The sequence below is a fragment of the Streptomyces himastatinicus ATCC 53653 genome (genome assembly GCF_000158915.1).
Classification (GTDB): domain Bacteria; phylum Actinomycetota; class Actinomycetes; order Streptomycetales; family Streptomycetaceae; genus Streptomyces; species Streptomyces himastatinicus.
The window spans coordinates 1-17,622 of record NZ_GG657754.1; the positions used below are offsets into that span (position 1 = coordinate 1).

General features: G+C 69.8%; 17 protein-coding genes. 8 read left to right on the forward strand and 9 right to left on the reverse strand.

From position 1 onward, the window contains the following. A partial coding sequence (locus tag SSOG_RS00005) for a DUF5134 domain-containing protein (protein ID WP_009712114.1) occupies positions 1-631 on the reverse strand: 631 nt, incomplete at its 3' end. 240 nt (positions 632-871) lie between these two features. Beyond that, entirely contained in the window at positions 872-1,081 is a 210-nt protein-coding gene (locus SSOG_RS00010; RefSeq protein ID WP_039940372.1) for a heavy-metal-associated domain-containing protein, read from the reverse strand. Positions 1,082-1,903: 822 nt separating this feature from the next. On the opposite strand from SSOG_RS00010, the gene SSOG_RS00015 reads away from it, so the two are divergent. From SSOG_RS00015 to SSOG_RS00035, 4 genes are all read left to right on the forward strand, one after another. After that, the gene (locus tag SSOG_RS00015) at positions 1,904-2,101 is read left to right on the forward strand and encodes a hypothetical protein (RefSeq protein WP_425385397.1); all 198 of its coding nucleotides are present in this window, start codon (positions 1,904-1,906) and stop codon (positions 2,099-2,101) included. Continuing rightward, positions 2,098-4,578 (forward strand): heavy metal translocating P-type ATPase, encoded by a 2,481-nt coding sequence (locus tag SSOG_RS00020; RefSeq protein ID WP_009712117.1) that lies wholly within the window; start codon positions 2,098-2,100, stop codon positions 4,576-4,578. The genes SSOG_RS00015 and SSOG_RS00020 overlap by 4 nt, the downstream gene beginning before the upstream one ends. Beyond that, on the forward strand, positions 4,559-5,077 hold the full coding sequence (locus SSOG_RS00025) for a copper chaperone PCu(A)C (RefSeq protein WP_009712118.1): 519 nt from the start codon (positions 4,559-4,561) through the stop codon (positions 5,075-5,077). The genes SSOG_RS00020 and SSOG_RS00025 overlap by 20 nt, the downstream gene beginning before the upstream one ends. Before the next feature lie 761 nt (positions 5,078-5,838). Continuing rightward, a complete protein-coding gene (locus SSOG_RS00035) occupies positions 5,839-6,021 on the forward strand; it encodes a DUF7691 family protein (protein ID WP_245606172.1) in 183 nt (60 codons plus the stop codon). 532 nt (positions 6,022-6,553) lie between these two features. On the opposite strand, the gene SSOG_RS00040 is transcribed toward SSOG_RS00035, so the two are convergent. The 3 genes from SSOG_RS00040 to SSOG_RS00050 form a co-directional block, all read right to left on the reverse strand. Further along, on the reverse strand, positions 6,554-6,910 hold the full coding sequence (locus SSOG_RS00040) for a hypothetical protein (RefSeq protein ID WP_039936156.1): 357 nt from the start codon (positions 6,908-6,910) through the stop codon (positions 6,554-6,556). Positions 6,911-8,288: 1,378 nt separating this feature from the next. Further along, positions 8,289-8,669: a hypothetical protein gene (locus SSOG_RS00045; RefSeq protein WP_154685870.1), complete on the reverse strand. Its 381-nt coding sequence runs from the start codon at positions 8,667-8,669 to the stop codon at positions 8,289-8,291. Between the two features lie 321 nt (positions 8,670-8,990). Next, positions 8,991-9,800: an AraC family transcriptional regulator gene (locus tag SSOG_RS00050; RefSeq protein ID WP_050799703.1), complete on the reverse strand. Its 810-nt coding sequence runs from the start codon at positions 9,798-9,800 to the stop codon at positions 8,991-8,993. Between the two features lie 156 nt (positions 9,801-9,956). Between SSOG_RS00050 and SSOG_RS00055 the strand changes: the two genes are divergently transcribed. Together SSOG_RS00055 and SSOG_RS00060 are read left to right on the forward strand one after the other, a co-directional pair. After that, the gene (locus tag SSOG_RS00055) at positions 9,957-10,787 is read left to right on the forward strand and encodes a phytanoyl-CoA dioxygenase family protein (RefSeq protein WP_009712123.1); all 831 of its coding nucleotides are present in this window, start codon (positions 9,957-9,959) and stop codon (positions 10,785-10,787) included. A gap of 66 nt (positions 10,788-10,853) precedes the next feature. Further along, a complete protein-coding gene (locus SSOG_RS00060) occupies positions 10,854-11,186 on the forward strand; it encodes a hypothetical protein (RefSeq protein ID WP_009712124.1) in 333 nt (110 codons plus the stop codon). A gap of 527 nt (positions 11,187-11,713) precedes the next feature. Here SSOG_RS00060 and SSOG_RS55280 read toward each other — a convergent pair. Both SSOG_RS55280 and SSOG_RS55285 read right to left on the reverse strand, forming a co-directional pair. After that, entirely contained in the window at positions 11,714-11,905 is a 192-nt protein-coding gene (locus tag SSOG_RS55280) for a hypothetical protein (RefSeq protein WP_009712125.1), read from the reverse strand. Positions 11,906-12,184: 279 nt separating this feature from the next. Further along, a complete protein-coding gene (locus SSOG_RS55285) occupies positions 12,185-12,634 on the reverse strand; it encodes a hypothetical protein (protein ID WP_039936157.1) in 450 nt (149 codons plus the stop codon). A 301-nt stretch (positions 12,635-12,935) separates the two neighbouring features. Here SSOG_RS55285 and SSOG_RS00075 point away from each other — a divergent pair, with 301 nt between their 5' ends. After that, positions 12,936-13,982: a helicase associated domain-containing protein gene (locus SSOG_RS00075; protein WP_425385398.1), complete on the forward strand. Its 1,047-nt coding sequence runs from the start codon at positions 12,936-12,938 to the stop codon at positions 13,980-13,982. 995 nt (positions 13,983-14,977) lie between these two features. Here SSOG_RS00075 and SSOG_RS58165 read toward each other — a convergent pair. Further along, positions 14,978-15,091 (reverse strand): hypothetical protein, encoded by a 114-nt coding sequence (locus SSOG_RS58165; protein WP_167542442.1) that lies wholly within the window; start codon positions 15,089-15,091, stop codon positions 14,978-14,980. An 893-nt stretch (positions 15,092-15,984) separates the two neighbouring features. Between SSOG_RS58165 and SSOG_RS00080 the strand changes: the two genes are divergently transcribed. Next, positions 15,985-16,167 (forward strand): hypothetical protein, encoded by a 183-nt coding sequence (locus tag SSOG_RS00080; protein WP_009712129.1) that lies wholly within the window; start codon positions 15,985-15,987, stop codon positions 16,165-16,167. Between the two features lie 457 nt (positions 16,168-16,624). Here SSOG_RS00080 and SSOG_RS00085 read toward each other — a convergent pair whose 3' ends face one another. Continuing rightward, a complete protein-coding gene (locus SSOG_RS00085; RefSeq protein ID WP_154685871.1) occupies positions 16,625-17,119 on the reverse strand; it encodes a hypothetical protein in 495 nt (164 codons plus the stop codon). Between the last annotated feature and the right edge of the window lie 503 nt (positions 17,120-17,622).

A 17,622-nucleotide genomic window follows, 5' to 3' on the forward strand; every position in this document is an offset into this window, starting at 1 on the left:
TGGCGCTGTGGCAGGCGAGGCTGAACGCGTCGCGCTCGACCGGCGCTGCGGGGCGCCGCGGGCCGGTGGCCTCGGCGAGCCGGGCGGCGTCGAAGCTGCGCGCCAGCCACCGCAGGGCCAGCATGAGCAGCACCCCGGCCAGCAGCCCGGCAGTCAGTCTCGGGCCGGTGTCGGTGAGAGTCATGGTCACGGTGCCGGAGCCGCCGGACATGTCCATCCCCGGCATGTTGGCCATGTCGTGGGAGCCGCCGTGTCCCGCCATCGAGCTCGACGAGACCATCGCGGCGGCCATCCAGGCCATCGCGCCCATCATGACGACGTGCGGGAGAGCGCCTCGTAGGGCGTGTGTGCGGGAGGCTGGAGCCGGCCGTGCCAGAGCCACTCCCGCGAACCACGCCGCGCCCAGTGTGAACAGCGCGATCTGCGGTCCGGCGGGGAGGGTCATGCCCCAGGGCCACACCGTCGCCGCCATGGCGAGGGCCATCACCGCGTGCAGCAGGTGTGCGACCCTCTCGACCGCGCCCGGGCCGCCTCCGGCGCCTCCGGGCGCGCCGGTGCGCCACATCGCGGAGAGGGCGGGCACGACGAACAGCAGGGTCAGGACCCAGCGCAGGCCCGTCGCGGCGATCACCGGTCACCGTGCCGGGGTGGGTCACCGTGCCCGGGTGTGGCGTCTTCGTCCTCAGGGGTGTCCGGCCGCGTTCCCGATGTCCCGGGCGCGGTCGGCGTGGTCTGCCGGTTGGGCATCGCTGGCCTTCTCTCAGGTGGCGGCGCGAACAGTGATGAGCGGGGCCGCAGGGCGCGTGGCCGTGCAGGGGCCGTGTGTGCCGTGGCAGGGGCCGCGGCTGCGCCCGGGCCGTCCGATGCGGGGTCAGACCACGCCGGTGACGCTGTATCCCGCTTCGGTGATGGCGGCGCGTACCTGCTCGTCGTCGAGGGTGGCGCCGCGCACCGTGACCTCGTTCGACGGGAGGTCGACGCTGACCTCGCTGACCCCGGACACCTCGCAGACCTCTTCGGTGATGCTGGCGACGCAGTGTCCGCAGCTCATGCCGGTGACGATGTAACGGATCTCGGTCATGGTCATCGCTCCTGATGTACGGAGGTGGGGACGGTGATGCTTTCGATGGGGAATACGTGCATATGGGCGCCGGTGTTCATCTCACGTGCCGGCTGTCTGCGTCCGTTTCCTGCGCCGGCCGGTCAGGCGGCCGAGGGCAAGGGCGAGGAGCGGCAGGCAGTAGCCGAGCACCGGCGATAGCGATGGTCAGCGTGGCGGGGATGGTCAGCGTGGCGAGGGCGTACGAGGGCGCCTGCCGCCGGGCGCCGCGCCGGCTGGGCGCGGCGGGCGCCTTCGGAGTCGGTCGCTGCGGCCGCGTCTTCTTTGTTGCGGGGTGTCCGGCCGCGCCTCTTGTTGCGGGGGTCCGGTGGCTGCGCTCCGTCCCTTCGTGTCGGCGGGGGCGGGTTCGGCGGGCATGGGAGCTCCTGGATCGGGGGCGGTGCCGGTCGGCCGGGGCCGGTTCCAGTCCAGTAGTCGGGCCGCCGGAGTGAGGAGTTCCCGCAAGGGTGGCGTGAGGCGGGCCACAGGGTGTGGTCCCGGCGGGCGTATTGCGCTGAGGGGCCGTCCGGCTCACCGGCCGCGGCGGGGGGGGCGGAGAGTTCTCACCCTGCATAGGTCGGGCGGCAGGCCCGGACAGTTCCCGGCTGGGGCGGTCTTCTCCGTGTGTGACAGAGCCTTGGTGCGGTGAGCGGTCTGCCGCGCCGGCCCGTAAGGGTGAGCGGAGCCCAGCCGTTTTCCGGAAGCCCGTACAGGGGAGTGCCGACCATGCCGTTGACCGATACCGCCGCGCCGCCGCGACCGGCGCCCGACCATGCGGAGCCACGCGGGGCTTGGGTGCGTCGTGTGCTGCCGCCTCCCGCGCTGGCCGGGTTCCTTGTCCTCCTGGTGGTGCTGATGGCTGCCTCCTACGCCGTGGGGCGGGCCGCCGGGCCGGTGGCGCCCGGTATCCACCGCAGCGTGCCGCAGGACGAGGGGGGCGGGGGCATGGGCACCCACGGCATGGGGCCGCTGGGCCACCGCGCGTGGGCGGGGGTGCGATGAGCCAGCGCCCGGACGCCACGTCCCGACCGGCCGGCACCTCCGATACACCCGCGCGCACCACGGATCTGCTGATCGGTGGCATGACGTGCGCGGCCTGTGTGAACCGGGTGGAGAAGAAGCTGGCCCGCGTCGAGGGCGTGAGCGCCACCGTGAACCTGGCCATGGGCACGGCGCGGGTCTGTCATCCGGAGACCGTCACCCGGGAGGAGCTGATCGCCACCGTCGAACGGGCCGGTTACACCGCCCAGCTCCCCGCCCCTGCCGCCGGGGCCACGGGCGAGGGCCTGTCCTCTTCTGCGGATGCCGCGGATACCGCGGATTCTGCGGATGCCACGGGTTCTGCGGATGCCACGGGTTCTGCGGATTCCATGGGCGGGGCCGATGGGCAGGGCCGTGAGGAAGCCGGTGACGTGGAGCGGCTCTTCGTCACCGCGGTGCTGGCGGTGCCCGTGATGGTGCTTTCGATGGTTCCCGCCTGGCAGTTCGACCGGTGGCAGCAGGTGTGTTTCACCCTTGCCACACCCGTCGCGACCTGGGGTGCCTGGCCCTTCCACCAGCGGGCGCTGCGCGGTCTGCGGCACGCCGCGGCCACCATGGACACCCTGGTCTCCCTCGGTGTCCTCGCCTCCTACGCGTGGTCCGCGTACGCACTGTTGTGGGGCGGCGCCGGCCTGCCGGGCATGCGGATGCCCTTCAGCCTGCTGCCCTCCGCCGACGACGGTGTGCCCCACATCTATCTGGAGGCGGCGGTCGCCGTCCCGCTGTTCGTCCTCATCGGCAGGCATCTGGAGGCGCGGGCCCGGCACCGGAGCGGTTCGGCGCTGCGGGCGCTGGCCGAACTGGGCGCCAAGGACGTGGAGTTGCGGGAGCCGGGCGGCAACCGCCGTATCCCGGTGTCCGCGCTCACCGCGGGGCAGGAGTTCGTGGTGCGGCCCGGTGAGAAGGTCGCCACCGACGGGGTCGTCGTCGAGGGCGCATCGGCGCTGGACCTGTCCCTGGTCACGGGCGAGAGCGTGCCGGTGGAGGTGACCCCCGGGGCCTCCGTGACCGGTGGTGCGGTCAACGCCGGCGGGCTGCTCCTCGTACGGGCCACGGCCGTCGGCGCCGAGACCCAACTCGCCCGCATCACACGGCTGGTGACCGAGGCCCAGGCGGGCAAGGCCCGCATCCAGCGGCTCGCCGACCAGGTGGCGGGCGTCTTCGTACCCGTCATCGTGGCCATCGCCGCCACCGTGCTGAGCTTCTGGCTCGGCGCCGGCGCGGCGGGCGAGGCGGCCGTCACCACGGCCGTGGCCGTCCTCGTCGTGGCCTGCCCCTGCGCGCTGGGACTGGCCACACCGACCGCGTTCCTGGTGGCCAGCGGACGAGGGGCGCAGCTGGGTGTCCTGGTCCGCGGCCCCGAAGCGCTGGAGCGGCTGCGCCGCGTGGACACCGCGGTGCTGGACAAGACCGGCACGCTCACCACCGGCCGCATGTCCCTGGCCGGCGTAAGCGTGGCGGAGGACGGGCCGGGGGCGAAGGAGGTGCTCCGGCTGGCCGCGGCCGTGGAAGCGGGCTCCGAACACCCCATCGGCCGGGCCGTGGTGGCCGCCGCCCGCCGCGATGCGGACGGTGAGAGCGGTCTGCCGGAGGTGACCGGCTTCCGGGCCCACCCCGGTCAGGGGGTGTCCGGCCGCGTCGGGGGCCACCGGGTGCGCGTACGGCGCCCGCGCCCCTCGGAACCGCTGCCGGACGCACTGCGCCAGGCACGCAAGGCCGCCGAGCGTGCCGCGCACACCGCCGTGATCGTGGAGATCGACGACCGCCCGGCCGGGCTGATCGCCGTCGGTGACACCCTGCGGCCCACCAGCCGTCAGGCGGTCGAGGCGATGCGCGCACTGGGCATCGAGCCGGTGCTGGTGACCGGCGACGGGACCGCCCCGGCCCGGGCGATGGCCCAGCAGGCCGGCATCGACAAGGTGCATGCCGGGGTGAGCCCGGAGGGCAAGGAAGAGATCGTCACCGCGCTGCGCGCCGAGGGCCGGTGCGTCGCGGTGATCGGCGACGGAGTCAACGACGCCGCCGCCCTGGCCACCGCCGACCTGGGCATGGCCATGGGAGGCGGCACCGACGCCGCCATCGGCGCCGCCGACATCACCCTCGTACGGGAGGACATGCTGGCCGTGGTCGACGCCATCCGGCTCACCCGGCGCACCCTGAGCACCATCCGCACCAACCTCCTGTGGGCCTTCGGCTACAACGTGGTCACCGTCCCGCTGGCCGCGACCGGCTGGCTCAACCCCATGGTCGCCGCGGCGGCCATGTCCGCCAGCTCCGTCCTGGTCGTCACCAACAGCCTGCGGCTGCGGACCTACACCCCGGGCAGGCGGCAGACCGGCACACCGCCCGCTCCCTCCACGTCACACGACTCAGCGGCCAGCGTGCAGGGCCGTAGGGACCGTACGGGAAGGAAGAACGATGTCCTCAGCGACCGATGACCACACCCCGCCGCGGCGCCGCCTGCCAGAGGCGGTGGTCCGGGGAGCGCGGGCGGCACTGGTCCCGGTAGGCGGCTGCGCCCTGGCCCTGGCCCTCCTGACCGGCTACACCGCGACGGGCGCGGCCGGAGAACCCGCGCCCCAGATCCAGGTCAGCGCCGGCCGCATCGTCCAGTCCCCCGAACGGGTGGCTGCCGCGTACTTCGAAATCCGCAACACCGGAGACCGCGACGACACCCTGGTCTACGCCGACTCCCCACAGCTGGGAGTCTCCATGCTGCGCGAACCCGACAGGAGAAAACCCGGTGCCATCCGGCGGGCGACGAAAGTGACCGTCCCCGCGCACAGCACCCTGCGGATGAAGCGAGGCGGCATCCATATCGCCGTCCTCGACCCGCCCACGCTGAAACCCGGCGAGAGAGTGTCCTTCAACCTCTGGTTCACCGGCCGCGGCCGCGTGGGGACCGAGGCCATCCGCTCGCACCTCATCGACCCGTGAGAACACAACCCGCCCGCCACGGCGGAGGCCTCCTCCAGGGGGTCGTTCACTCACCCCTTCCAGTTTTCCCTCGGTGCCGCACTTCTCGCTTTCCCTCAACAGGGGTTTCGGGTCATCCAGGCGCCGGGCACGGCTTGCGTCAGCGGCCGCCGCCCCCTCTGAGTCCCGACACCAAAGGCGGTACACCGTGCGCGAAAACGAGGCACAGGCCCCTGGCCGCCTTCTGCGGCAGCTGCAAATGCGGCTGCCCCCACTGTTCACCGATCCCGCCGCGGAACCGGAGCGCCGCATACGGATCACGGACGACATCGGCGAACAGGTACAGATGAGCGAGGACCAGTTCCACGGCCTGGTGGAGCAGGCCAAATCCGGTGCCCTCGACCAGCGGCCCGGCACCGTGCGGTGCCCCCGGCCACCAGCCCGGGGCGCACCACCAAAGGAGGGGACGGACACCACCACACCCCCTTGCGGCGGCTTCCGCCGGCACCGACGGCGACCGGGGCGGCAGGGCGATGGGCCTGGCACCCCTAGGTCGGTCGCGAGGGGGCAATGGTAGAAGCGTGGACGCGGTTTCCCTCTCCGGCAGGCTCCCGGATCTGTGGTGGGAACACCCCCTAGGGCACCGGAGGTCAGCCGGATTGTCGCGCGCCCGTCGAGTGCACCGGATCGGGCACGTTCCGCACCACCCGCACGGTCCGGCCGCCGTAACCGCCCGTTGGACGCATGACCCGCATCATCGAATGTCAGTCCTGCTTGCCACCATGGCGATCACGAGTCACAACATCGCGTACTCCACAGCAGACCAGGCCGACGTCCTGGCCTGGCTGGGCAGCAACGGCAGCCTGCCCCCGGATCAGCAGCGCCGCCTCGACGGGATGCGCCAGGGCGCCCGGACCCATCAGGCCGACCTCGATCACCAGGGCATCGACTGGGGTACGTGCTGATGATCACCGACGCGAACGCGGCCCGGCGCGACCAGGACCACCATGCCGCCCTGCACACCATCTAGGCGGTCGTTCGGCGATGCAAGGACCACCGCCGAGGTGCTGGACTTGATCGGACAGCACCCGAACTGACACTGCCGGACCGACGTCACGCCGCGCCCCGTGACGATGCGGCCGGACGGTGCGGCCGATCCTGATGATCACAGTGACCAGGTAAGGCACTCCGCCACGTTACGGGGGGCGGTGACCGCGGCGGCGGTAGTGGCCGACCCGGGCTCGGTGCTGGTGGCGCCGTCGCCGGCGTGACCAGTGCAGGATGTGTCCGGCTTCGTGCCGGACGGCGCGGGCGAGTCTGCTCAGCAGGCGGCAGGTCTCGTTCACGCTCAGTCGAATGAACTGTGACCGGTGACCGTCTCTTGAAGTCACAGCGGGTGAGAGGGAAACCGGAGGGGCCCGCGGACACGGCCGGCATGCCGCGGACGGCCCGCACTCTCCGTCGGGTGAGTGCGGGCCATCGATGTTGCGGCGCGGATCAGCAGCTGGAAGCGGAGCTGATGCGCACCTTGTCGACCACCCAGGAGTTGAACGTGGTGGTGGTGTTGGGATAGCTGCAGTACGTCTTGCCGTTGGTGAAGTGCGTGTACACGACGTCGTCGTCGCGGGTGTTCACCATCTTGGTGGCGCCCTTACTGCCACCGAGGTTCTGCCAGCCGCTGGTGACGTCCTTGAACGAGCCCGTCTTCGTGGAGCCCTTGTAGAAGCAGACGTACGGGTAGGAGCAGCTGGCGGCGGCGGATTGCGGGGCCGCCGAGGCCAGCGGGGCGAAGGCCAGGCCGGAGCCCACTGCCACGGCGGCCACGGAGAGGGCGAGGTGCTTGCGCATGTTCATCGGGTCGGTTTCCTTCCCGGTCACGGGCCGGGGCCCCCAGCTGGATCCCCCGAGTTGGCCCGCGGTGCGAGTTACAGGAAACCGTTTGTGTATAAAAGTTCAATGAATCCAGACGTCATCGAATGGGCGTGCCGTTTCGAAGGCGCTGGTCCTGGTCACCGGCGTTCCGAGAGCTGCCCGGTGGCGCGGGGGCCTACGTAATCGGACTTTCGGACTTGTGTCCGGTTGCGCACCGGGGCTGCTTCGGTTCGGAGGACCACGCCAGGGTCGCCGGCGAACGGGCATGGCGTTGAAAACGGAGCCCGGAGGCGAGGCACGAGTGGATCAAGCGGTCTTCAGACGGCTGTGCGAGGAGCGCCAGTGGGGTCGGCCAGAGGTCTTTCTCGAGGTGTATGCCAGGGCCGCGGCCCGTCTCGGTGAGCCCCAGCAGGTGACAGCGCGGCACCAGTGGCGTCAGACTGACCCGCCCTGCCCGGGGCCGTCGAGGCAGCGGGGGCTGGAAGAGATGTTCCGGAAGAGCCACCGGAACAACTGGGTTTCACTCTCCCTCCGCGCCGCCGGTCGGCGGCAGGCTTCCCCGCCGCATCCAAGGACTGCGTCGCCGATGGGCGGGGTGCTGTCAGGGAAGGCCGGTGGCACCGGGAGATCGGACAAGCTGCACGATGCCGCAGGCAGAGTGCTGCGTTCCGCCGTGTCGGGGCCGGTCCGTATCCGGCGTGGTGAGCAGAGGCTCGCGGCCCTCAGCCCGCAGGAATCAGGGCGTGCTGCGCGTGCTACCGCTGCGGCAGGGACGTACAGCCACCGCGGCCGAGTTGCCTGGCCAGCGGCCAGCGCCTCCAGGCAGCCCGGTGACGCGGCTTCACGTGTACGGACCGGTGCCTCGGACTCGGGCGCCGGCCGGCAGGGACGAGCGCGCGGTCCGTACCGCGGGGTGGAGCGGGTGTTGCGGCGCTCGGGACGCGGATCGAGCGCACCGTCTCGCGGCCGACCGCTCATGGACGGCAGCAACCAGCCGATGGTGTCTGCAGCCGGATCCGCGTCGTGTACGCGGGTAAGTCCTCCCGCACATCCAGCCAGCCACCGGCGCCCGGGAGCTCCCAGGCCCGGTCGCCCATCAGGCCCCTGCAGCACGGCCGCGAAGCCCTGCGGATCCTACCCGTCCCGTCGCCTCGCCCTGGCCCCCTCACCATCCAGCGAGCGGGGGTAGATGCTCCGGCCACGGCGCGGGCGCGACTTGCCCGGTTCGGGCCGCGTGCTGCTCGCGCACGCCGCCAGGACAGAGTCAGCAACCGGGGCCGACCGGCGAAGACGAAGTCAGGCGAACGCGGCGCTCCGCAACTCGGCCGCCCACGTCCGCAGATCAAACCCCAACGTGTACTCAATACAACACCCGCACCGAGGGATCAGCACAGCACCCGCACTGAGGGATCAGCGATACAAACGATTGCTCCTCCGCGGATTCGGCCTCCGTCTCCCACCAGTCATCCGTCGCCAGGCCGGCGGTAGCGATGTCCCCATGGACCAGCCGCGCCGCCAGCCGTCGCAGAGCATGGCGTCGTGCAAGGCCCTGATCGGGCAACCCGACCCCGGCCTCGGAAAGTGCTTGCCCGAACGCGTCGCGGATATCGCGGGCATCCGCGTTGCCGGGCAAACCGGCAAGCCCGCACAGCGCCGGGGTCTCCAGCCCTGCCGCCCGTGCCCCGGCAGCAACCATCGGCAGGTCCGGGCAGATCTCATCCGCCCGATAACGGCACGCCACCTCACCCAGAGACGTGAGGCCACTTTGCGTTGGAGTTCCCGGTACCGGTGTCGTTCCTGCTGCTCCCATGACCCCTACGACGCCACCACCGTGCACTGGTCCAAGAGCCGGACGATCTACGGGGCGGCACCTGCGCGGCGGGCCGGGCGCCGCGGTGACAGCCACGCGACGTCGACGGCATTTCTGGCGGTGTGGGGTACGGCGCGGCATCTGTGCCCGGGGTAGGCCGTTCTCTTCTGCGGCGGTTGGCTGCCACTGGTCAGGTAGCCGTAGAGGGCTGCGAGGGCAGGATCAGGCAGCGCGCCGCGTCGGGGAACATCCTCAGGCGCCGGGGCCGGGCGCTCCCTCGCGGATCGCCCGCGGCGAGGCACCGAGTTCGCGGCGGCAGGCCTTGTTGAACGCCTGGAGGTCCGCGACCCCCACCGACGCCGCGATCGTCGCGATCGGCAGCGTCGTCTCGCGCAGCAGGTGCCTGGCCCGCTCCATGCGGCGGTGCCGGATGTGAGCCACGACCGTGTCCCCGGTCTCGGCCCGGAAAAGCCGCGTGAGGTGGTTGTGCGAGACGCCCGCCCCACGCGCCACGTCCGGCACAGTGAGCGGCTCGGCCAGACACGACTCAACATACGCAATCGCGGCCGCGACGGCGGGGTGCCCGCCGCCCGTACCGGTGGCCACGGACAGCTGCGCCACGCGCCACAACGCCGACCACACCTCGGCGACCGCCTGCGCCGGGGCCCTGGGGACAGCCGCGATGGCCTGGAGCAGGAGGCTGGAGAGCAGAGCCGTCTGAGCCCCCGCATTCTGCACCACCGGCACGGTGCGGGCCGCCCCGCGGTCGGGTAGCCGCAGATGGGCGTACAGGTGCTCGGAGCGCCCGCGATAGCGGTAGCGCACCAGGACACCGGGCGGGACGAGGCTGACGTAACCGGGCCGCACGGTGTACGCGACGCCGTCGACCGTGAGCTCGGCGGTGTAGCGGTAGAGATGCAGCTGCCACAGGCCGGGCAGGCGGAAGACATCGCGGAGACTCCGCGTGCCGTGGACGCCGACACCGAGTCCCTCGATGCGCGGGGGCGAGTCGAGCCGGACCGGGACCCGCTGCGGCTGGAACCGGGGCGCTGCCCCCGTCATACCCGTCACGCCCGTCACGCCCGTCACGCCCGTCATGGTGAAAATTTACCAGTAGTGGTGAGCAAGGCCCACGCGTCCCAGGCTGGCCGCCCTCTAGCGTCGTGGAGACGAACCACGAGAAACCGCCCGCTCCCGCTCTGTCGACCGGAGGAGAACATGGCCGCCCGACCCGCTCGCGAACAGCTCCTGACCTCGGCGCGCATGGCCCGGTTCGTGGCCCACGGCTATCTGCGCCTCAACTCCGTCGTCCCCGACGCCCTCAACGACCAAGCCCTCGGTGTGCTCGCCGCGGGCGTGCCCGCCGTCCCCTACGGCACCCCGGTCGCCGAGGCGTTCCCCGAGGGCTCCTTCGCACGCAGCCTGCTCGACCTCCCGGCCATAGCCGGTGCGCTCTCCAGCCTGGTCGGACCCGACCCCACCATCGACCACCACGCCGTGCACATCCGGCAGCCCCAGGAGGGCCAGGCCCAGCCGCTGCACGGTGACGCCATCATCGATGTCCGGCCAGACGCCTTCGACGTCCAGCTCATGTACTACCCGCGCGCGGTGACACTGGAGGCCGGCGGGACCCTGATCGTGCCGGGCAGCCATCTGCGGCGCACCAACGAGAGCGACACCGGCCGGTACCAGAACCTGCTCGGCCAGCAGCGGATGGTGTGTGAGGCGGGCACGGTGCTGATCCTGCACCACGGCATCTGGCACAGCGGCCGGCGCAACGACAGCGGTGTCCCGCGCTACATGTTCAAGATCCGCCTCAATCCGACCGTCCCGCAGGTCCGCCTGTGGAACACCGACGACCTCGGCGACCCGGCAGTGGCCGAGGAGCTGCGGACCCGGTTCCCGTGGTACGAGCAGGCGACCGGGCGGCTGGAGTTGCACAACCGGATCAGGCTGTGGCGGGCACTGACCGGGGACCCGTCCTTCGATCTGGACCACTGGGTAACCCGGGTGACCAACCGGCCCGGCAGGAACACCGCCCACACCTGAGCGCCGCCCCGCCCACCGCCTTCACCCCCCTCCCCCGCCATCGCCTCACACCAGGAGCCGTCCACCGTGACCACACAGCCCACGACCGCCGAACCCGCCCTCACCAGCACCGTCCGACAGCAGGTCCTCGTCCTCTACCTGAACAACTCCTCCCTCGACAGCAGCGTCATCGGCTGGGCACGCCACGACGGCACAGGCGCCACCTCACCCACCACCGGGGACGGCGACGAGCCCCCGTACACCACCGGCATCGCGGCACTCCTCGACGGCTGGCGCCTGTTCCAGGCCTCACAACTCATCCCGCCCTACCCAGACCACGAGTACGACGCGTCCTTCCTCAAACACGAGTTCCTGTTCGAAAAACTCCTCAACACCACCACGACCACCAGCCCCACATGACACCCCCACCAGATCCAGCCCCACCAGACCCGGCCCCGCCGTGACCGGCCTACGCCCAACTACCCCTACCACCCCCACCACAGCACCCCAGCTCCACCCGAGCGCACCACGATGATAAGCCCGAACTCAGCAACAAGATCACCAAAGCAAACAACCCACTCACTACCAGCAACGATCCCCGGCACCCACATCCAACGCCCAGCGAACTAAACGAAGAACACCAACCAGACACCTGCCACCGTCGGGACCTCGCGGGCCACGATACGGGCCAGGATGCCGCCACAGCTTTCCCACCGTGTTCCCAGAACTGCCGCGCCACTGGCCGTCGGGACGGCCTTCTCACCGTCAAGCCTCTCGATCTGACCGGAGGAGTCGGCTCACCGGCCAACGTCACCGCCCTGCGCTGATGACGCTCATTGCCGGGCCAGGCACGGTCCCTACCGCGGCTTCCACCCCGGTGTCCTTCCCTGGCACCGGACCAGGCCGGCGGGCCGACTGTCGCAGGACACGACCGGCTTCCCTTCTGATCAGCACTGCTGCGTGTATTCCAATGCGGTATAGCCGCGCGCAGCGATGTCTTGCCTGGTACCTGTGATCAGGTTCAGGGTGTAGACGTCGTGGTCGATCGCCTGGCCGGCTATCTGGGCGAAGAGGACGAGGTCACCCTCCTCGGGGGCCATGTCCCAAGGACTGGAAAAGCCGCCGAGCTGGACGCACACGCCGAACTCGGCACCTCCTGCGGCCAGTTCGAGGAAGTCTCCTCGAACTCATCCAGTACGTCTTCGTTGCCGTCGCCGTCGTCCAGGAAGGCGCGCCTCACGGGAGCATACTGCCACTCGCCATGCAGGATCAGTCCGATAACGGGGTAGAGGGGCTGCGGTTCGCAGACCGTGACATGCGCGGATCCACCACCGAAGTCGTACGTCGGGGGACGCTCGGTGGTCTTCGCTCCTGCGGACACGTGGAGCACTGCGGAGTTCTCCGGCTCGTACTCGATCTCAGGAAGAAGAGCAGGTGGCCATCGGCAGCTCAATGGGCAACACCTCGTGCAGCGGGGACACGCAATCGACGGTCAGGACGAGGGGTTCCATGCCGTCGAGCCAGTCGGCATCGTCCGGGAGTGAGGGCAGTCCGCCCGTGCGGGCGGCCGGGCGGGCGGTTTCCCGGTGAGCCGAGGACAGATCGTCGAATTCGAGGAGGTAGATACACGGGCGGGAGTGGGCGAGCAGCTCAGCTGCGACCGTGTGCGGGACGCCGTGCTTCTGAGCCGTGTCGTAGACGAGTTGCACCGGCTCCTGGACGGCCTGCGCCCCGCGGCCACGGTCGCTTACCTGCGAGCAGCCCTCGTGGCTGACGGCGTTCTGCCCCCACGCGACGAACAACTCGCCACGCTGGAACGGTGACTGCCGCGAGAACTGGCTCGACTGGAGACGGCAGTGGACCGGCAAGCGGTCCACTCCTTCGCGACCTGGCACCACTTCAAACGCCCTTCGGCGCCTTCCCTCCACCACGCCCACCACCTACTACCAGGCCCTGTCGGCCCGCCGCCACATCCAGGCCGCCACCGCCCTGGCCCGGTGGCTGCGAGATCGCGGCACCAGCCTCGCCGACGCAACCCAGCACGACATCGACGCCTGGCTCACCGGCACCTACTACCTGCGCTACGTCGCCAGCACCTTCGTCTCCTGGGCCGTCGCCCACCGCCGTGCCCAGACCATCGCCATCCCGCGCACCAGCGGAGACGGCCCCATGCCCGTAATCGGCCACGACCGCCGCTGGGCCCTGGTGCGCCGCCTCCTGCACGACGCAGACCTGCCCGCTGCCACCCGCGTCGCGGGCCTGCTCCTCCTGCTCTACGCCCAGTCTGTCAGCCGCACCGCCCGGCTCCGCCTGGACCAGGTCACCCGTACCGACGACACCGTCTACCTCGCCCTCGGCCCTGTGCCGACCACCCTGCCCGGCCCTCTGCCCCAGCTCGTCCTGGACCTCGCCGACGCCCGCCGCTTCTACGCCCGCAGGGACATGGATGCCGACCGCATCGATCAGATGGAAAAGCTCGGCATGGTGTGGTCACACTTCGACGTCGCGTGGGAGGAAGGGCTCTCGGCAGCCCGCGGGTGGGCAGCCGAGGCCGGCCATCTACTGGCCCCGCTGGACGCCACTCACCAGGGGTACCGCGTGGGCATCTGGCTGAAGAACGCACGGGCCGCCGCCCGGAAGGCTGCCGAGAACGAGCAGCGGCGTGCCGAGGGCCTGCCGGTGGAGTCGTCGGCCGGGGCGCTCTCGGAGGAGCGGCGCGAACAACTGGAGGGCATCGACCCGTCGTGGTGCCCGGCTTGGCCGGTGGAGTGGCAGCGGGCCTTCCACCTCGTCCGGCTTCACCTGGAGGCTGGCCGCGAGCTGGCGACCAAGCCCGGCGGCGTCGTGCACCAGGGCGAGGACTTGGGCCAGTGGGTGCGCTCGGTCCGGCTCGGCTGGGTCAAGCTGACGACCGTGCAACAGTGGATGTGTGAGCAGGTCCTCGGGATCGAGCCCGCGGCCGAGGACGAGAAGCCGCCCCCGCGCCGTACGCAGGCCGACAAATGGGCCATGGACTACGCCGTCGCCAAGCAGTTCTACGAGCGCGAGGGAAACCTGCGGGTGCCGAGGAAGCACATCGAACGGACCGTCGGTGAGGACCAGGAGGAGCAGGAGCTCCGGCTGGGAGCGTGGATCGGGAACCAGCGGAGTAGGGCCGCGACGCTGGCGCCGGAGCGGGTGAAGCAGCTGTCCGCGATCGGGATGCGCTGGGCATAACCCGCTCTATCACGGGCGCTCTCCTGGGGGCTCTCGTAGCCGACGCACGCCGACGGCTACGGCGCGCCATCTCGTGTGCGACGAACAGCAGCCCTCTGCCGCAGTACAGGGTGCGTTGCGTACGAGGCGTCGCGGCGGACACGGTCGAAGAACGGATCACCCGCTCGGCGGGCGGCCAGCCGCAACGAGGGGTCAGAGACGCCGTGCAGGCGCGGCAACTTCCGTTCGCCCGTCGGCTCGGCTACGCCTAACGCGCCAGCTCCACACGGTGTGTCCCATGAGAGCCACGGCGACGACGCATGCTACGACGCGAGTTACGTTCCAGGTCATAGCGAAAACTGCACCCTGTGAGTCCGCCTCTGTACCCAATCGCTGAGTGGCCTCGGAGAAGGCGATCAATGGAACAAGCAGGCGAAACGGAAGGCCACCAACTCCGGGCGTTCGCGCTAGGTTCCCCACGAGTCCCACAGGTGCGCCGAACACGAAAGCCGCTATTCCCCACACGCGAATTTGCCCCTCACTGGAGGCGCCAGGGTCCATTCCGGCAGGAATGGAGTCGGTGGGTTCCATTCCGGCAGGAATGGTGGGGTTCATATCCTTAAAGAGGTAGTACGTGATTACGCCGATACCCAACCCCAAAAACGACAGCAGCGCTGACTCGATTTTCGATCGACGGAAATAGCCCACCAGGAATGCATAACAGGCCCACGGCCAACCGCTAGATAAAACAATACTCACGGCGACGCAAACCGGATTATCCCATTTCCCGGCAACGGGACCCACTAGGCCAAGCAGTAAACCCGCCCCGAGAGACACAGTGACCGGCACAACGCGAGCATACGTAAAGCGCATGATTTCTCTTCCCGGTTCAGTGGGTAGTCCGAGTGGGAGGTGGCGCCACTCCGAGGCTGCGCGAGCGACCGTACAGCCCCAGGGTGGCACACTGGTCTACCCAACTTACCGAGGAGTTACCGCTTGACGCAGGGGATCAGAACCTAGTCTACGCTGTAGTAGGTAGAGCAGGTGTAAGCGAAACCCGCAGCGCGGTGGGCGTTCGAGACGTCGCCAGCCGCGGCGTGATCGTAGTCCTTGCCACCGGCGATTTTCACTGTGGACGCGTGCTCCTTCGACTGGTGCAAGTAAATCGAGTGCAGTACTTATTGAATACCCCGGGACTGACTTCTGTTGCGTACCAGCCGTAGCACCATTTGCCGCCACTGGCGTTGACGCATGCCTCCGACAACGGGCGAGCAGAGTCCGCCGAAGCGTCCATCTTAAACGTCACCACACCCCATTCAGAGGGGTTGCCCAGCCCTGCGGACGGCTGGGTACCGTCCCCGCGAGGATGGACGGCGACGGTGGCTCCGGAGGTGGTGGCGCTGGCGGTTGCAGGCGCGTCCGCCTGGGCCGGCGCCGCGAGGCCTACAGCCGCAATGGCTGCGCCCGCGATGGCGAAAACGGCGGATCTACCGCTGATCTTCATGAAATCCCCTCCCGTGAGTTCCCGCCTTGGGAACGGGAGACATCCTTCATGGGCCCGTACCTGCCCGTACCTGCCCGTACCTGCCCGTAAAGGGGAATTGCGCCTGTTGACTCATCCACCACCTTCAGTTCTGATCTGTGGCCAATATCTAACGCTCGGTTAGCTTCACTGAGCTCCGTGCTCTGGGCAGAGCGTTGCCCTGTTCCTGTGCGGCCGGCCCCGGGCGGAAGGTCCAGGGCACTGGGCCGGTGCCGGTCAGCCATCCGTTCGACGCCGGCGTTGCACGACGAAGCCGCGTGCCTGGCGGCCGATCAGGTCCCAGCCCAAGCCCTCGCACAGTTGCCTGGTCGCCAGCGACCTGCTGCGCATCGCCGACACACCGCCTCTCAGCGGGGGCGCGCTGCGTCCAGCGCTCCACTGCTCGCCCACTTTCGCCAACCGGCCCCCGCCTCGCAGGAACCGGCCCGACGCTGGACGTGAACGAAGTCCTGGCAGTGGCGCGGCGGTGCACGTGGGCCCTTGACCGAACCGGGCGATTCCCTTGTCCCCGAGGCATCGGACGAGATCCTGACCGTGGTCCTCAGCGCCGTACGCGAGGACGGCTCGGGGTCGCCGATGCCGGGCACCTTCGAGGAACACGACCAGGCCGTAGTCGCTGTAGGCGGTGCCGAGGCACTCGTCCCGGCCCGGCGTCCACAGTGACTCTCCGGCCGCCCGTACGGGAGGGCCGGTGCACGACGATCGGCACGCTGGTCACGCCTTCCAGCATGCCCGGGCCGGTTCGGTGGGCGAGTCGACCCGGGGCGTCAGGGTGTGTCGCCGGTCCAGTCGAAGCGAGCCAGGTCGCCGGGGCGTGGGTCGTATATGGCCCGGCCGCCGACTTCGTGCTTCTTGGAGAGACCGTGCCGACCTACGAGGGGGCCTTGAACGGAAGTCTGTTTCAGCAGGTCAGCGTTGACAGCGAGGGGCCTTGTAAAACGCTTCCTCTCCACTGTGGGAACGCCCTGGTCGATGATGCATGCCCCAGGTCAGCAACGGTGCGCCTTCCTGCTCGCGATCGATCGAGGAGGTACATGGCCCGGACGCGACGCCGACGGCTCGACCACGATGCCGCCCACATCGACCATCGCAAGAGGACCTGTTCTTCTGCTTCGTGCCTTCAGGGGCGGACTGGTCGACGGAACCAGTGACCAGACTGCCGCTGGGACAGCAGGACCACGATGGTGACACCAACCCCGCACAGGATCAGCCCGGCAGGTTGCCCCCGCCCCACGGTGCCGAATCCGACGAAAATCATCAGCGAAGCGATGATGAGCGCCGTGCCCCGTGAGTTGGGCCTCCTCTTGGGGAAGCGCGAAGCGCTGACCAGGCCCATGAACGCCGGGAGAGACGTTACGCAGATCGAGCCGGCCGCCTCCGCTTTGCCCGCCGCGATGGCGAGCACCATGGCGAGCAGGCCGAGCCCGCCCATCACGAAGAACAGCACCTGAACGGCCCGGACCGGGCCCGGCATCGATGTCGGCTGAAGGTGATGCCCGCCCGGAACCGTGGCGCCGTTCGGATACGGCTGCTGGGTCTCATACGAGGCAGGGCCGTACCCAGCGGACCCCCCTTGACCAGCGTTGTTCATTCCTGGCTGTTGTTGGCTGGACATGGTCAGAACCCTATCAGCGCCCCATTCTCCGGGAGCTCCACACTTCAGTGGTAGCCGTCATCAACCGTGTCACTCACCGGCCCGGACGCCACGACGCCCCGGTGCCCGAACCATCAGGAGGCCAAGGCGGTTTCGGACCTGCTGGACGTCAACACTGAGCCCGCCTCTTCCCCGGCGAGCAGCAGTCAGCGCCTGGTCGCCCAGCTCACGGCGCAGACCGCGTCGGCCCCCGGAAAAGCGACAGCGCCTCCGCTGTGGGAACGGCCCGGTACTCCGGAAGGAGGGCCAGGCCCGGCTGTCGCGAGAAGGCCGCCTCAGCAACTGATCCTTGACGTTCTTGCACTTCCACAGGATGAGCCGGGCACCGTTGTTCTTGCTGCCGCCCTCCACGTCCAGGCACTGGGTTCCACGTGGATGGAGAAGGTGTTGCCGCCGCGAGCGACGACATTCCAGGCCTGGTTCAGGCTGCTCTCCTCCGGTCGATGTCGCGCCCCCGGTGCTGC

Excerpts from the sequence above, each read along its gene's own strand:
- SSOG_RS00010 (WP_039940372.1), bottom strand. The coding sequence starts at position 1,081 with ATGACCGAGATCCGTTACATCGTCACCGGCATGAGCTGCGGACACTGC.
- SSOG_RS00020 (WP_009712117.1), top strand. The coding sequence starts at position 2,098 with ATGAGCCAGCGCCCGGACGCCACGTCCCGACCGGCCGGCACCTCCGAT.
- SSOG_RS00025 (WP_009712118.1), top strand. The coding sequence starts at position 4,559 with ATGTCCTCAGCGACCGATGACCACACCCCGCCGCGGCGCCGCCTGCCA.
- SSOG_RS00035 (WP_245606172.1), top strand. The coding sequence starts at position 5,839 with ATGGCGATCACGAGTCACAACATCGCGTACTCCACAGCAGACCAGGCC.
- SSOG_RS00040 (WP_039936156.1), bottom strand. The coding sequence starts at position 6,910 with ATGAACATGCGCAAGCACCTCGCCCTCTCCGTGGCCGCCGTGGCAGTG.
- SSOG_RS00050 (WP_050799703.1), bottom strand. The coding sequence starts at position 9,800 with ATGACGGGGGCAGCGCCCCGGTTCCAGCCGCAGCGGGTCCCGGTCCGG.
- SSOG_RS00055 (WP_009712123.1), top strand. The coding sequence starts at position 9,957 with ATGGCCGCCCGACCCGCTCGCGAACAGCTCCTGACCTCGGCGCGCATG.
- SSOG_RS00075 (WP_425385398.1), top strand. The coding sequence starts at position 12,936 with ATGCCCGTAATCGGCCACGACCGCCGCTGGGCCCTGGTGCGCCGCCTC.
- SSOG_RS00085 (WP_154685871.1), bottom strand. The coding sequence starts at position 17,119 with ATGTCCAGCCAACAACAGCCAGGAATGAACAACGCTGGTCAAGGGGGG.